Annotated in this window: 15 protein-coding genes; 7 read left to right on the top strand and 8 right to left on the bottom strand. The window is 63.6% G+C overall.

From position 1 onward, the window contains the following. The first annotated feature begins 52 nt into the window (after positions 1 to 52). The 4 genes from Lysil_RS03120 (at position 53) to Lysil_RS03105 (ending at position 5159) form a co-directional block, all read left to right on the top strand. The gene (locus Lysil_RS03120) at positions 53 to 499 is read left to right on the top strand and encodes a hypothetical protein (RefSeq protein ID WP_103074096.1); all 447 of its coding nucleotides are present in this window, start codon (positions 53 to 55) and stop codon (positions 497 to 499) included. A gap of 96 nt (positions 500 to 595) precedes the next feature. Next, complete coding sequence (locus Lysil_RS03115) at positions 596 to 2263, top strand: M28 family metallopeptidase (RefSeq protein ID WP_103074095.1); 1668 nt, start codon at positions 596 to 598, stop codon at positions 2261 to 2263. Beyond that, positions 2260 to 3459 (top strand): serine hydrolase domain-containing protein, encoded by a 1200-nt coding sequence (locus Lysil_RS03110; protein ID WP_103074094.1) that lies wholly within the window; start codon positions 2260 to 2262, stop codon positions 3457 to 3459. The genes Lysil_RS03115 and Lysil_RS03110 overlap by 4 nt, the downstream gene beginning before the upstream one ends. A gap of 59 nt (positions 3460 to 3518) precedes the next feature. Further along, on the top strand, positions 3519 to 5159 hold the full coding sequence (locus tag Lysil_RS03105) for an MFS transporter (protein ID WP_240600052.1): 1641 nt from the start codon (positions 3519 to 3521) through the stop codon (positions 5157 to 5159). Positions 5160 to 5174: 15 nt separating this feature from the next. On the opposite strand, the gene Lysil_RS03100 is transcribed toward Lysil_RS03105, so the two are convergent. The 6 genes from Lysil_RS03100 to Lysil_RS03075 are packed head-to-tail and all read right to left on the bottom strand — an operon-like array spanning position 5175 to position 8436. Continuing rightward, positions 5175 to 5627 (bottom strand): SRPBCC family protein, encoded by a 453-nt coding sequence (locus Lysil_RS03100; RefSeq protein WP_103074950.1) that lies wholly within the window; start codon positions 5625 to 5627, stop codon positions 5175 to 5177. Positions 5628 to 5641: 14 nt separating this feature from the next. Then, positions 5642 to 6127, bottom strand: a complete 486-nt coding sequence (locus Lysil_RS03095) for a VOC family protein (protein ID WP_103074093.1) — start codon at positions 6125 to 6127, stop codon at positions 5642 to 5644. A 23-nt stretch (positions 6128 to 6150) separates the two neighbouring features. Continuing rightward, positions 6151 to 6573, bottom strand: coding sequence for a VOC family protein (locus Lysil_RS03090; protein ID WP_240600050.1), 423 nt, complete (start codon positions 6571 to 6573; stop codon positions 6151 to 6153). Continuing rightward, positions 6570 to 7205: a TetR/AcrR family transcriptional regulator gene (locus tag Lysil_RS03085; protein ID WP_103074092.1), complete on the bottom strand. Its 636-nt coding sequence runs from the start codon at positions 7203 to 7205 to the stop codon at positions 6570 to 6572. The genes Lysil_RS03090 and Lysil_RS03085 overlap by 4 nt, the downstream gene beginning before the upstream one ends. 5 nt (positions 7206 to 7210) lie before the next feature. Continuing rightward, a complete protein-coding gene (locus tag Lysil_RS03080) occupies positions 7211 to 7792 on the bottom strand; it encodes a dihydrofolate reductase family protein (protein WP_103074091.1) in 582 nt (193 codons plus the stop codon). Beyond that, positions 7789 to 8436, bottom strand: a complete 648-nt coding sequence (locus Lysil_RS03075) for a glutathione S-transferase family protein (RefSeq protein WP_103074090.1) — start codon at positions 8434 to 8436, stop codon at positions 7789 to 7791. The genes Lysil_RS03080 and Lysil_RS03075 overlap by 4 nt, the downstream gene beginning before the upstream one ends. Before the next feature lie 236 nt (positions 8437 to 8672). Here Lysil_RS03075 and Lysil_RS03070 point away from each other — a divergent pair, with 236 nt between their 5' ends. Genes Lysil_RS03070 through Lysil_RS03060 form a run of 3 tightly spaced genes read left to right on the top strand, consistent with a single transcriptional unit; the run spans position 8673 to position 11082 of the window. Further along, positions 8673 to 9941 carry a sensor histidine kinase gene (locus Lysil_RS03070; protein WP_103074948.1) on the top strand — a complete coding sequence of 423 codons (1269 nt, stop codon included), beginning with the start codon at positions 8673 to 8675 and terminating at the stop codon, positions 9939 to 9941. Then, the gene (locus tag Lysil_RS03065) at positions 9934 to 10707 is read left to right on the top strand and encodes a LytR/AlgR family response regulator transcription factor (protein ID WP_103074089.1); all 774 of its coding nucleotides are present in this window, start codon (positions 9934 to 9936) and stop codon (positions 10705 to 10707) included. Before Lysil_RS03070 ends, Lysil_RS03065 begins: the two co-directional genes overlap by 8 nt. 15 nt (positions 10708 to 10722) lie before the next feature. Further along, complete coding sequence (locus Lysil_RS03060; RefSeq protein ID WP_103074088.1) at positions 10723 to 11082, top strand: hypothetical protein; 360 nt, start codon at positions 10723 to 10725, stop codon at positions 11080 to 11082. 9 nt (positions 11083 to 11091) lie between these two features. Here Lysil_RS03060 and Lysil_RS03055 read toward each other — a convergent pair whose 3' ends face one another. Beyond that, on the bottom strand, positions 11092 to 12855 hold the full coding sequence (locus Lysil_RS03055) for a putative ABC exporter domain-containing protein (protein ID WP_103074087.1): 1764 nt from the start codon (positions 12853 to 12855) through the stop codon (positions 11092 to 11094). Beyond that, a complete protein-coding gene (locus Lysil_RS03050) occupies positions 12855 to 13592 on the bottom strand; it encodes an ABC transporter ATP-binding protein (RefSeq protein WP_103074086.1) in 738 nt (245 codons plus the stop codon). The genes Lysil_RS03055 and Lysil_RS03050 overlap by 1 nt, the downstream gene beginning before the upstream one ends. Positions 13593 to 13634: the final 42 nt, after the last annotated feature.

Below are 13634 nucleotides of genomic sequence, written 5' to 3'. Positions count from 1 at the left end.
ATTCGTCTACCGTATGCGGGCACCATCGGGGTGCGCCAGACAGGATGATCCCATGCGCAAAGCCATTTTCGTCGTCGCCCTGGGCGCGGCTGCACTGTTCGCGCAGAGCGCCAGCGCTGGCGAACTCAACTGCAACTTGCGCTTCAACCTGAAGAGCTGGTCGGTGTTCTACAAGCATTCCGAAGGCAATGGCATCGTCCGTTGCAGCGACGGCACCACGTTGCCGGTGAAGATCGAAGCCAAGGGCGGCGGACTGACCGTCGGCAAGTCCACCGTCCGCGACGGACAGGGCAGGTTCTCCAGCGTCTACAACATCCGTGACGTCCTCGGCGGATACGCCACCGCGGAAGCCAACGCTGCCGCCGGCGACAATGCGATGGCCCAGGTGGTGACCAAGGGACCGATCTCGCTCGCGCTGTCCGGCAAGGGCAAGGGCGTCGCGCTTGGCGTCTCGTTCGGCAGCTTCATCATCAGTGAGGCCGGTGCCGAAAAGCACTGAGGAAACTCGCGTGGCTTGAGCCGCGGGTGGCGCGACGCAACATCCGCGAATGCAGGGCGTTGCTACTATCGAACGCCCTCCCCTCGGTGATGCCCGATGCGCCGTTCCCTGCTCACGGTTGCGCTGTGCGCAGCCACCGCCATCCCCGCGTTCGCAGGCGGCCCGAAGGACACGCCGACCTTCGATCCCAAGTCGATTTCCAATGACATCCGCGTGCTCTCGTCGGATGCATTCGAAGGCCGCGGCCCGGCCACCGCCGGCGAAACCAAAACCGTCAACTGGCTGATCACGCAACTGCAGGCTGCCGGCCTGAAGCCTGGTGGCACGATGAAGAACGGCAAACGCGGCTGGACACAGCCGGTGCCATTGCTGCGCGCGGCGATCGAAGGTACGCCGCATGTCTCGGTCGCTGCCGACGGCAAGACGATCGCATTAGCGCAGGGCGAACAGATCGCGGTCCGTGCCGCACTCGACGGCGCCAAGTCCGTCGATATCCGCAACGCACCGCTGGTGTTCGTCGGCTACGGCGTGAAAGCACCGGAACGCCGGTGGGACGATTACAAGGGCGTCGACCTGCACGGCAAGATCATGGTGGTGCTGGTCAACGATCCCGATTTCGAGACCGGGCAGGGCGATTTCGGTGGCAAGGCGATGACCTACTACGGCCGCTGGACCTACAAGTACGAAGAAGGCGCGCGCCAGGGTGCGGCCGGCGTGTTGGTGGTGCATGAAACCGCGCCGGCATCGTACGGCTGGGCGACGGTGAAGAATTCCAATACCAACACCATGTTCGACGTGGTGCGCGATCATCCGGCCGCGGTCCATCCGCGGCTGGAAGGCTGGATCCAGCGCGACGTCGCGGTGGACTTGCTGAAGCGCGCAGGCCTCGATTTCAACGCGCTGAAGAAACAGGCGCAGACGCGCGATTTCAAGCCGGTGGAACTCAAGGGCGAACGCTTCTCGGCGAAGTACGCGGTGGATTCGAAAGTGATCACCTCGCAGAACGTGATCGGCGTGGTTCCGGGTCGCAAGCACCCCGGTGAAATGGTGATGTACAGCGCGCACTGGGACCACCTCGGCATCGGGCAGCCCGACGCCAAAGGCGATCGCATCTACAACGGCGCGGTGGACAACGCCAGTGGCGTCGCCGGCGTGATGGCGCTGGCGCGCGCGTTCGCCAAGGCGAAACCGGCACCCGACCGTTCGCTGGGATTCCTGTTCGTTACCGCCGAGGAAAAAGGCCTGCTCGGTTCCGAGTACTACGCCAGCAAGCCGGTGTATCCGCTCGGCAAGACCGTCGGCGTGATCAACATCGATGGCATGAACATGTACGGCCCGAGTCGCGACTTCAGCATCTCCGGCAGCGCGAAGCTCGATCTCCTCGATGACCTGATCGCCACCGCGAAACAGTGGAACCTGAGCTACAGTCCCGATTCGCGGCCGGAAGCGGGCAGCTTCTTCCGTTCCGATCACTTCTCGTTCGCCAAGCGCGGCGTGCCTGCAGTGTCGTTCGAATCCGGCGACGACATGATCGATGGCGGCCTGGCCGCTGGCCGCAAGCTGAGCGAGGACTACACGCGCGATCGCTACCACCAGCCCGCCGACCAGTGGGAAGCGTCGTGGACGATCACCGGTGCCGCGCGCGACCTGCAGGTGGTGTATGCGCTGGGCTGGCAACTCGCCAATTCGCGTGAGTGGCCGAACTGGTCGCAGGATTCGGAATTCCGCACGACGCGCGACCAGAGCGCGAAGGATCGCAAATGAACCGGGCACTGGCTGCCCTGCTCGCCACGATCGCTTGCGGAACCGCGTTTGCCGCCGACCCCGTCGCGCAGGTCCGTTTCACCTTCGATCGCGACCACATCCTGACGCAGGATGCCCGCGGTTTCGCCGATGTCGCTGCGCAACGCCGCATCACCATCGACGACCCGGCGCGCATCGCTTCGATCTCCAAACTCGTCACCACGCTCGGGGTGATGCGACTGGTCGAACTAGGCAAATTGAATCTCGACGAAGACGTGTCGAAACAACTCGGCTGGAAATTGCGCAACCCGGCATTCGCCGACACGCCGATCACCCTGCGCATGTTGCTGTCGCATACCTCCAGCCTGACCGACGAGGCCGGCTACTGGAACGTCGCTCTGGACGAGGACATTCGCGATCTCGCCGGCAATCCCAAGGCGTGGGACAGCGCGCACGCACCGGGCACCTGGTTTCGTTACACCAATCTCAATTTCCCGATCGTCGCCAGCGTGATGGAACGCGCCAGCGGTGAGCGCTTCGATGTGTTGATGCAACACCTGGTGCTGAAACCGCTGGGCCTGCACGCCTGCTTCAACTGGTCGGGTTGCGATGCCGCGACGATCGCGCGCGCGGTGGTGCTGTACGACGCCAATGGCAAACCGGAGAAGGACGACTTGCACGGACAAACGCCCGACTGCGTGGTGATCAAGGAACGCGATGGCAGCTGTGATCTTTCGCATTGGGTGGCCGGCCGCAACGGCACGCTGTTCGCGCCGCAGGGTGGCTTGCGCATTTCGGTGCTGGACTTGGCAAAGATCGGGCAACTGCTGTTGAACGAAGGGCGCATCGGCAAGGCGCGTTTCCTCAAGCCGACATCGGTGCGGATGATGCTGGCCTCGCACTGGCGCTACGACGGCCATGACGGCGATATCGGCGAGATGGACGAGCCGCAACGCGGCAGTTTCTTCTGCAGTTACGGCTACGCGACGCAACAGCTCGGCAGCGGTGATGGCAAGCGTTGCCGCGACGACCTGTTCGGCGATGGCCGCCTCCACGTCGGTCATTCCGGCAATGCCTACGGCCTGCTCTCGGGCGTGTGGATCGATCCCAAATCCGGTACCGGCGTGGCGTATTTCGCCACCGGCGTGGAGAACGCCGCGAGTGGCGCGCATTCCGCCTTCAGCGCCATCGAGGAACAGATGGCGACGGGGCGATAACGTCGTCGCATGGAACATCGGTGCACGCGCATGACCGTGCACTCTGCGACAATCCGCCAATGAATGCACGAAACCCCGCCCCGGCCACGGCGATCGATTCCGGCGGCATCACCTTCCATCATCCGCTGGCTTTCTGGCTCGGCTGCCTGCTGCTGATCGCCGGCGTGTTCGCGCATGCACCAATGTTGCTGATGGGCCGCTACACGCACTGGCAGATGGTCGGCATGGCGATGGATGGCTGGATGCTGGCCGGCATGGCCGCGATTCCGCTCGGGCTTGCGCTGGCAGGTTACGGGTTGATGCCGCGTCTGGCGCAGATGCGCGAAACCCGGCGCGGCAACCATTTGCATTTCCATATCGCCGATGGCGTGCCGCTCAATCGCGCGCACTGGACGCTGGTCGCGGTACTGGTGGTGGCACTGGCGGTCGACGTGATGAAACCGGCCACGCTCGGTTTCGTCGTGCCGGGCATGAGCCACGAATACGGAATCCCGAAACCGACCGCGAGCTGGCTGGCGCTGGTCGCCCTGACCGGAACCACGATCGGGTCGGTGGTGTGGGGACGCATCGGCGATCTGTTTGGACGACGCGCGGCGATTTTGTTGTCGGCGCTGATGTTCATGGGCACTGCGATCTGCGGGGCGATGCCGGATTTCAGCTGGAACCTGCTGATGTGCTTCCTGATGGGCGCATCCGCCGGCGGCTTGTTGCCGGTCGCGTTCACGCTGATGGCGGAAACCGTGCCTGCGGCGGATCGCGGCTGGTTGCTGGTCGCGCTCGGCGGCATCGGCACGTCCGCAGGCTATCTGCTCGCTGCCGGCGCCGCCGCAGTGCTGGAACCGATGTTCAGTTGGCGCGTGCTGTGGCTGCTGGGCTTGCCGACCGGCGCGTTGATCATCTTCCTCAATCGCTGGATTCCGGAATCGCCGCGCTTCCTCTCCGATGCCGGACTGGAGTCGCAAGCGCGCGCGGTGTTGCAACGTTTCGCCGGCACCGCCGCCGCGGTGGAAAGCGATGACAGCGCGCATCCCGGTGCGCCCGACATCGACAACCCGCATGCGGTCGCCGGCCTGCGCGCGCTGTTGCGCGGTCGCCACGCCAGCATCAGCTGGGGCTTGATCGTGTGCGGCATTGCCTGGGGGCTGGCCAACTTCGGCTTCCTGCTGTGGCTGCCGGTGAACCTGACGCAACTCGGCGTCGATCCCAAGGCCGCAAGCGCATTGCTGGCGAAGGGCGCGATCCTGGCCCTGCCCGGCATCGCCGTGGTGGTCTGGCTGTATCACCACTGGAGCAGCGTGCGATCGCTGGTGCTGTTCATCGTGCTGAGCGCGATGTCGCTGCTGGTGTTCGCTGCGCTCGGCCTGTTCCACATCGCGTCGCCGGGCTTCACGATCACTGCCGTCGCGTTGTTGCTGGTGAGCATCAGCGGCGTGGTGGCGATGCTGATTCCCTATGCGGCGGAAATCTATCCGGTGCAGTTGCGCGGCACCGGCTCCGGCGTGATCGCCGCCAGCACCAAGGCCGGTGGCGTGCTTGGTGCCGGCCTCGGCGTGCTGGGACTGTTCCAGCATCTGGCGATTTCCGCCACGGCGATCGCGGTGATCCTGCTGGTGTCCGCGGTGATGCTGTGGCGCAACGGCATCGAAACGCGCGGCGTGTCGCTGGAAGACATCCAGGATCAGTTGGCCGCCGCCGACTGATCGCACGGCGACGGATCACGGGCCGTCGGGAATCTCCGCTTCCACCAGTTGCGCGAGCAAGGTCAACGATTCCTGCCAGCCGAGATAGCACATCTCGGTCGGGATCATCGCCGGGATGCCGCGCTGCTCGATCGAAACATCAGTGCCGCACATCACCGGCTTCAGCACGACGGTGGTGCGCATTTCGCCGGGAAGATTCGGATCATCGAAGGCATCGGTGTAGACGATCTTCTCGCCCGGCACCATCTCCTGGTATTCGCCGCCGAACGCGTGGCTGCTGCCAGTGGAGAAGTTGGTGAAACTCATCTTGTAACGACCACCGACGCGTGCATCCATTTCATGCACTTTGCCGGTGAAACCGTGTGGTGGCAGCCATTTGGCCATCGCATCGGGATCGATGAAGGCCTTGTAGATGCGGTTGGCGGGCGCGCGCAGGACGCGATGCAAGGTAACGGTTCCAGTGGACATGGGCTTCTCCTGTTTCAACCGCGGACCGCCGCTTCGATCGCGGCAATATCGATTTTCTTCATCGTCATCATGGCGTCGAACGCGCGCTTGGCCACCGCCGCATCGGCGCTGGTCACCGCCTGCGTCAGCGCAATCGGCGAGATCTGCCATGACAAACCCCATTTGTCCTGGCACCAGCCGCACTCGCTTTCCTGGCCGCCGTTGCCGACGATCGCGTTCCAGTAACGATCCGTTTCCGCCTGGTCGACGGTGGCGACCTGGAAGGAAAATGCGTAGCCGTGCTTGACGCCCGGACCGCCGTTGAGCCCGAGGCACGGGATGCCCATCACGGTGAAGTCCACCATGAGCGCGTCGCCCTGCTTGCCCGCCGGGTAATCGCCAGGCGCGCGATGGACCGCGCCGACGGATGAGTCGGGGAAAGTCGCGGCATAGAACTTCGCAGCTTCTTCGGCGTCGCCGTCGTACCAGAGACAGATGGTGTTTTTTGCGGGTGTTGTCATGTCATTGCTCCTCAAGAGTGGGATCAGGGCATCGGCTTGGGGCAGTTCACCAGCCAGCCCTTGCCGAACTTGTCGGTGAAGCCGGCGAAGCGATGGGCCCAGAACGTTTCCGCAATCGGCATCTGCACATTGCCGCCTTCCGACAGCGTGGCGAAGATGCGCTCGGCTTCTTCCGGGGTCGCGACCATGATGTTGATGCAGGTGCTGCCCGCCGCGTGCGGCGCCGGGCCATCGGCGCCCATCAGGATGGCGTTGCCGGCTTCGACCTGTGAATGCATCACTTTGTCGGCGGAGTCCGGACCGCACTCCCCGGCCATCGGTGATTCGCCATAGGTGAAGCGTTGGGTGACTTCTCCACCCAATGCCTTGGCGTAGAAGTCCATCGCTTCGCGCGCGTTGCCATCGAAGTTGAGATAGGCGACCAGTTGCAGGGATTCGTTCTTCATTTTGCGGTTCTCCGTGATGTGGTTGGAACGGGCAACAACAATTCGATATAGCGATGCAGATGCGCGACGGCATCGGCGGCGACGGCAAGATCGTCCTGCGCCTTGGCGAGAATGAAGCCGCCCTGCAATGCCGCCTGGGTGAACAGCGCGACGCTCTCCGGTGTCCACGTCGCCTTCGGCGCGTATTTCTTCTTCGCCGCGGCGATATCGCGCACCAGCGTGTCGGCATGGCCTTCGATGCCGGCGCGGCAGGCGTCCCGCAGCGCGGGATGGCTGTCGTAGGTTTCCTGCACCAGCGTGCCGAGCAGGCAGGTGTATTCGGCCAATTCGCCGCGCAGCAATTCGCCGCGCAGATCGACATAGGCCAGCACGCGATCGCGCGGATCGGGCAACACGTGATACGCCGCCTGCGCGAACAGTTCGCCAGTGAAGGCGTTCCAGTGTTCCACCGCCGCCAGCGCCAATGCTTCCTTGCTGGCGAAGTGGTGGAAGAACGCGCCCTTGCTGACGCCGGCGGCGCGGCACAGATCGTCGACCGTCGTCGCCGCATATCCGCGCGTGCGGAACTCGTGCAGCGCAGCACCGAGCAGGCGCTGGCGGGCAGGAACGGTGGCGGTGGATGCGGCAGTCATGGCGATCAACCGGCCTGCACAGGTCCGGCGACCTTGTAGGTGTTGAGCATGTTGCCGGTCGCCATGGCTTCGCTGCTGATGAGTTCGAATGCGCGGGCCGGGGTTCCTTCCGCAAAGAAGCGCTTGCCCGTGCCCAACAGCACCGGATAGACGATCAGCAGGACTTCATCCACCAGCCCCTGTTCGAGCAGCGTCGATGTCAGCGTGGAACTACCCGAGAGGACAAGATCCGGGCCGTCCTGCGATTTGAGACGACGAATGTCGGCGGCGATGTCGGGCCCGAGCCCCTGCGACGGTCCCCACTCCAGACTTTCCGGATGGTGGGTCGCGATGAATTTTGTCGCTGCATTGAGGCGGTCCGCCATCGGACTGCTCGGCGCCTTCGGCCAGAAACCCGACCAGCTGTCATAGGTGCGGCGGCCAAGCAGCAGATCGAAATGCTCGCCATGCGCGGCGAGCACTGCATCGCGGCCAGCGGGCGAGCGATAGGGCGCGGTCCAGTCGCTGTACGGGAAACCGTCACCATCATCGGAGTGCTGGATCACGCCGTCCAGCGAAATGTGCTCAATGATTTTCAACTTTCTCATTTGGGTTCTCCGGCATTGATGGCCAATTGCGCAGCGAATGCGCGTTGGTAGGCGGGTCGCGCTTCGCCGCGCGCGACATAGGCGGCAAGGCTCGGAAATTCGGCGAGGATGCCCGATGGTTTCACCCGCAGCAGCACCGACACCATCATCAGATCACCGGCACTGAATTCACCGTCGAGCCATCCGGCATCGCCCAGGCGAGCGGACAACTGCTTGAGCCGATTGCGAATGCGCTCCACCACCAGCGGCATACGTTCCTGTGTCCAGGGCTTGTCGCCCTCCCCGAATTTCGCGATCGCGAGTTCGAGGATCGGTGGCTCGACCGTGTTGAGTGCGGCAAACATCCAGGTGATCGCCCGTGCCCGCGCATCAGCGTCGGCCGGAAACAGTCCGGGATGCTGTTCGGCGATATGGAACACGATCGAACCCGTCTCGAACAGGGCAAGGTCGCCTTCCTCATAGGTGGGAATCTGGCCGAAGGGATGCAGGCGCAGATGCGCAGGCTCCTTCATCGCAGCGAATGACACCAGGCGAACTTCGTAGGGCTGGCCCGCCTCTTCCAACGCCCAGCGGACACGCGTGTCGCGTGCCAGTCCCTTGCCGCCATCGGGCGAGCGTTCGAATGCGGTAATGACGATGGTCATCGCGGGACTCCGGTGGTTTCGATCCTGGAATTGACAATACCGACTAGTTGGTATGTTGTCAAGCCCCGGGATTTACCCGGTTTTACGCGCGATCGGCGGGCTAAGCACACGCTGTCATTCCCGCCCAACGCGGATTCGTCGCGGCATTGCCGGCTTTCATCGCAAGCCGACTGGCACGCGTGCCACTCACCGTTATGCTCCATCGCACATCGCATCGTCATTGCAGCGAGCCGCACATGTTCAAGTCCTTGCTCAAACAATTGTTCTTCGTCCTGCGCATCGCTATTGCCTGGGGCCTCGTGGTGATCCTGGTCACAGCGCTTTACTCGGCCATCCCGATCGTCCGCGAATACCCGCCACCGATGTTGATCCTCGGCATGGGCACCATGGTGCTGGTTATCGCCGGCGCGTTCTCGCACCTGCATCGCGTGCGCCTGATCGCGGGCAACATCGATCGCGACGCTCTGAGCAATCGCCAACGACGGCTGGTGGAAATCCCACTGGAAGCAGGCGAAGCGTTTGACCTGCTGGATGCCGCGATCCGTGAACTTCCAGGCATCCAGCAAGTGCAAAGCGCGCGCGACAGCCTGCAGGTGAAGGCCAAGGTGGCTCGCCCTTACACCTATGGCGAGCATCCATTACGGCGCTGGAACCCGCTGCTGTGGTTCGGCTTGCCGCGCAACCAGTTGCAGGCGACGGTCACGCCCGGCGAAGACAGTGGCCGTGTCACCCTGATCTGCGAACCGGAAAACCCGGCGTGGAGCGACTGCTTCCTGGTTGATGACGGCAGCAATTACGAGAACGCCGAAGCCATCGTCCGCGCGATCACCCGCCGCATAGGCGAACGTCGTCGCAACGAACAGGCCACTGTCGTGCAGACCACCGCGCAGAAGGAACTCACCGAAGCCAAATTGCATCTACTGCACGCACAAGTCGAACCACACTTCCTCTACAACACCTTGGCCAGCGCGCAATTGCTCACCCGCAGCGATCCCGAACGTGCCGAGGTGATGCTGGGCCACCTGATCCAGTACCTGCGCCATTCGCTGCCGAACGCCGCGGACGAAATGTCGACGCTCGGCGCAGAGCTGGAACGCGCGCTCGCCTATCTCGAAATCCTCAAGATCCGCATGGGCGATCGTCTCGACGTGCAGGTCGACGTTCCGGAATCTCTGCGTGCCACGCCACTGCCGGCGATGATGTTGCAGACGCTGGTGGAGAACGCGATCAAGCATGGGCTGGAACCACGCACCGTCGGCGGCACCGTATGGCTGCGCGCACGACGCGACGATGGCGCCATCGCGGTCACCGTGGCCGACAATGGCGCAGGTTTCACCGGCAGGACCAGTGGCAGCGGCATCGGCCTGAAGAACGTGCGTGAACGCCTGCGGCTGCGTCACGGCCCCGACGCCAACCTGTCGGTGATCGCGAACTTCCCCAGCGGCGTGGCCGCCACCATCACCGTTCCGGCTGCAGCGACTGCGGAGCGTGCGAACCATGTCTGAGGTCCGTACCTGCATCGTCGCCGAAGACGAAATCCTGTTGCGACATTCGCTGGTCGCCGAACTCCAGCGCGCGTGGCCGACACTGCGGATCGTCGCCGAATGCGAAGACGGCGCGAGTGCGGTGGAAGCGTTGGCCGAACACATGCCGGATATCGCCTTCCTCGATATCCGCATGCCCGGCCTCAACGGTCTGGAAGTCGCGGCACTCGCTGCCGAAGCCAGCCCACGCACGAAGATCGTGTTCGTCACCGCCTACGACCAGTACGCCATCGATGCCTTCGACCGTGGCGCGATCGACTACCTGTTGAAACCGGTGAAACCGGAACGACTGGAGGCGACGATCGCGCGCTTGCAGGCGCAGGATGCATTGCCCGATGCCGCGGCACTTGCCGTGCTGCTCGACAAACTCGGGGCCTTGCCGAACGCCGCCGGCGCACTCGAACCGCTGACCTGGCTCACCGCCAGCGCGGGTCGCGAGACGAAACTGATCCTGGTCGACGATGTCGCCTATTTCCGCGCCGATCACAAATACACCACCGTGGTCACCGTCGATGGCGAGGCGTTGCTGCGCACGCCATTGCGTGAATTGCTGCCGCGCCTGGACACCGCGCATTTCAAGCAGATCCACCGTTCTACCATCGTCAACCTGAGAGCCATCGCCGGCATCGCCCGCGACGACAGCGGTCGCGGCACCGTGCGGCTGAAGCGGCGCCCGGAAACACTCACGGTCAGCCAGCCATTCATGGCCCTGTTCAAACACATGTGATCCCGGAGAAACATCATGTCCTACAAGTTGATCGCGCTATTCCAGTTTCTTCTGGCACTGTCCGGATGCTCGCAGAGCGGGACCACCATCAGCCATCGCATCCAATCCAACGACGAGTCCCTGGACAGCACCATCCACATCCAGGATGGGGTGGCACGCTTTGAATGCGTGGATAGCAGCAGCGGCCAATGCCAGTACACGCTCTATCCCGACGCCTGCAGCGGCAAGCCCGATTGCAAGCTCGCGCCGTTGCAACGCTTCGGTGTCGCACGCGGGGAAAGCCGACAACTGGCGGGCGTCGTCAAGTTCCATCCCTGCGTCACCACCACGACCGCTACCCTCGGAGCCGACTGCAAGCCCGTGACGACGCATTGAATCGCGATCTCAGCGCAATTCCTGCGACAAATCAAACCTATCGATGCGACGGCCGAGCAGGCGCAACGCGAACGCCAATTCCAGCGCGAACACGATGCCGCCGCAGATCGCCGCCAGCACCACGCCGAGGGCGAATCCACTCACCCAGTGACCGAACAGGTAAGCGATGCCGCCCAGCAACGCTGCGGGGATCGCCACCAGCAACACGGTGAGGAGATAGCCGAACATGAAGATCATGCGCTGGCCCATCACGTCGAAACCGCGACCACCATTGTCCGGGCCAAGCGTCCACGCCGGGAAATACAACATGCCGGCGAACGGCACGCACAACATCAATCCGAACAACGGTGGCGACAGCAGGGCCGCCCCGACCGCGGTCGCAATGACTTGCGACAACCCGAATTCGGCGTATCGGGAGGCAAGTGCCTGCGCACCGAACAGCAACAACAACCAGAACGCGGAACACATCACCGTCGCCGGCGTCGACAGTTCACCCAGCGCGATCTGCCAACCGCGCAGTGGCATGGACTTGAGTACATCGAGGCGTTCAAACGTCCGTCGCAATCCTTTCTGCACCATCATCGGCCCGAGGAAGACCAGCCACCCACCCAGCATCGGCACGGCAATGCCGAGCGCAACCAACACGCTCTTGCGCGCCGGATCCGCAGCCAGCCACTGGCACAACGCGATCACCACGACCGCGGCGATCAGCCATGTGCGCGGTCGATACAGCGGCCCCATCTCCACCAACCCCTTCCACAGAAATGCCAGCGCGGGTTCGCCGTGTCCCGACAAGCGGAACGGTTCGCTGCGCGGCTTGCCGGGTTTGCGCACGCCCAGGCGGCCATCGCGTTTCGCCGCGACCACCTCGGCACGACGACGCGCATGCACGATCGCCGCATCCTCGAACGACACTTGCGCACGCACCACCCAGAGGTAATTCACGACCAGCAATGCCAGCGCCGGCAGCAATGCGCGCAGGAAGCTCGCGCCATCGCCGGCGAAGATCGGCGCGATCATCCAGCGGAACGGCATCAGCAACCACGACAATGGCGCGGTGTTGACGATGCCTTCGAACCACGGCTGCAATCGTGCGATGTCGGCGCGCGATCCCAGCACGGGCGGTTGCATCTCGCGCAACGGCCACCAGCAGGCCAGCGCGATCGCCGCGAACACGCAAGTCACCACGAAGCGGCGCAACCATGGCCGCACGCCGAAACCAATCAGGCGTTCGCAGGTGAACGAAGCCGCGAGCGAATGCAGCTTCAACGTCGACATCAGCAGCCACATGCCGGTGGCGAACTGCAATGGATGCCCACTGAAACCGCCACCACGGCGCAGCAGCAAACCGATCAGGAACGACGAAAAGAAGATCCCGAGCTGCGAACGCAGCAATCCGAAATGGATCAATGACGTTCGCGTCAACGGCGCCGGGAACAGGAAATCGATCTCGGCTTCGCTGAAGCCCAGGCGGACGCTCTCGCGCGAGAGGATCCATTCCAGGAAGACATACAAGGCCAACGCCAGTGCCGCCGCCGAAGCGAAACTCGCCAGCACTTCCGGCGACATCCGCGCCGCGCCCGAGGCATCGCCCACATGCACGACTTTGCGGAACAGGAAGAAATACAGGTACGCAGCGCCGACCACCGCACCGAACAGGTATTTGGGCTGGCGCAGGCGCAACACGCGCTGGCGCACGTTGTTGTAGAGCGACATCGCCTGCAGATAGACGAACGCGCCAACGACCGTGCCGAAGCGGTTGCCCCGGATCATCACGCCTGCTCGTGCCCGGTTTCGCTGGTGGCGCGGAAGAACACGTCTTCCAGACTGGCGGCACCATCCGCGGCGTAACGCGTGCGCACTTGCGCCACCGTGCCATCGGCCAGCTTGCGGCCATCCTTGAGGATCAGCAGGTGCGTGCACACTTCCTCGACCAGATCGAGCAGGTGCGAGCTGAGGATGATCGCCACGCCTTCTCCGGAGAGCCTGCGCATGCTGTCCTTCATGCGCCGGATGCCGTAGGGATCGAGGCCGGTCAGCGGTTCGTCGAGGATCACCGCGCGCGGCGCGTGCAGCAGCCCGCAGGCGATCGCGAGTTTCTGCTTCATCCCGCGCGAGAGTTCCGCCGGCAACAGCTTGCGCTTGTCGCTCATTTCCAACTCATCAAGAATCGGTTGCGCGCGCGCCTGCCAGTCATCGACACCGTAGATGCGTGCAACGAAGTTGAGATGCTGTTCGACGGTGAGATGGTCGAACAGGCGCGGCTCGTCGGGAATGAAGGCCAGTTGCCGTTTCGCGCCGACCGGATCTTCGGCCACATCGATGCCACCGATAAGCGCATGGCCCGTCGTCGCCGGAATGATCCCCGACAGGCAACGCAAGGTGGTGGTCTTGCCGGCGCCGTTTGGCCCGACCAGACCCATCACTTCACCCGCACCGACCATGAAGGAAAGATCATGGACTGCGGTGAAGTCCCCGTAACGCTTGCTCAGGTGTGCGACTTCGATCATGGATGGAGTCTAGCGTGGACCCCCTCCCCCATTTACAGTGAC

The sequence above is a fragment of the Solilutibacter silvestris genome (assembly GCF_002895945.1).
GTDB classification, from domain to species: Bacteria; Pseudomonadota; Gammaproteobacteria; order Xanthomonadales; family Xanthomonadaceae; genus Solilutibacter; species Solilutibacter silvestris.
The sequence above is the reverse complement of the archived record's forward strand: the minus strand, read 5'-3'. Positions and strand labels throughout refer to the sequence as shown.

Excerpts from the sequence above, each read along its gene's own strand:
- Lysil_RS03100 (WP_103074950.1), bottom strand. The coding sequence starts at position 5,627 with ATGTCCACTGGAACCGTTACCTTGCATCGCGTCCTGCGCGCGCCCGCC.
- Lysil_RS03085 (WP_103074092.1), bottom strand. The coding sequence starts at position 7,205 with ATGACTGCCGCATCCACCGCCACCGTTCCTGCCCGCCAGCGCCTGCTC.
- Lysil_RS03080 (WP_103074091.1), bottom strand. The coding sequence starts at position 7,792 with ATGAGAAAGTTGAAAATCATTGAGCACATTTCGCTGGACGGCGTGATC.
- Lysil_RS03055 (WP_103074087.1), bottom strand. The coding sequence starts at position 12,855 with ATGATCCGGGGCAACCGCTTCGGCACGGTCGTTGGCGCGTTCGTCTAT.
- Lysil_RS03120 (WP_103074096.1), top strand. The coding sequence starts at position 53 with ATGCGCAAAGCCATTTTCGTCGTCGCCCTGGGCGCGGCTGCACTGTTC.
- Lysil_RS03105 (WP_240600052.1), top strand. The coding sequence starts at position 3,519 with ATGAATGCACGAAACCCCGCCCCGGCCACGGCGATCGATTCCGGCGGC.
- Lysil_RS03110 (WP_103074094.1), top strand. The coding sequence starts at position 2,260 with ATGAACCGGGCACTGGCTGCCCTGCTCGCCACGATCGCTTGCGGAACC.
- Lysil_RS03060 (WP_103074088.1), top strand. The coding sequence starts at position 10,723 with ATGTCCTACAAGTTGATCGCGCTATTCCAGTTTCTTCTGGCACTGTCC.
- Lysil_RS03090 (WP_240600050.1), bottom strand. The coding sequence starts at position 6,573 with ATGAAGAACGAATCCCTGCAACTGGTCGCCTATCTCAACTTCGATGGC.
- Lysil_RS03115 (WP_103074095.1), top strand. The coding sequence starts at position 596 with ATGCGCCGTTCCCTGCTCACGGTTGCGCTGTGCGCAGCCACCGCCATC.
- Lysil_RS03070 (WP_103074948.1), top strand. The coding sequence starts at position 8,673 with ATGTTCAAGTCCTTGCTCAAACAATTGTTCTTCGTCCTGCGCATCGCT.
- Lysil_RS03075 (WP_103074090.1), bottom strand. The coding sequence starts at position 8,436 with ATGACCATCGTCATTACCGCATTCGAACGCTCGCCCGATGGCGGCAAG.
- Lysil_RS03095 (WP_103074093.1), bottom strand. The coding sequence starts at position 6,127 with ATGACAACACCCGCAAAAAACACCATCTGTCTCTGGTACGACGGCGAC.
- Lysil_RS03050 (WP_103074086.1), bottom strand. The coding sequence starts at position 13,592 with ATGATCGAAGTCGCACACCTGAGCAAGCGTTACGGGGACTTCACCGCA.
- Lysil_RS03065 (WP_103074089.1), top strand. The coding sequence starts at position 9,934 with ATGTCTGAGGTCCGTACCTGCATCGTCGCCGAAGACGAAATCCTGTTG.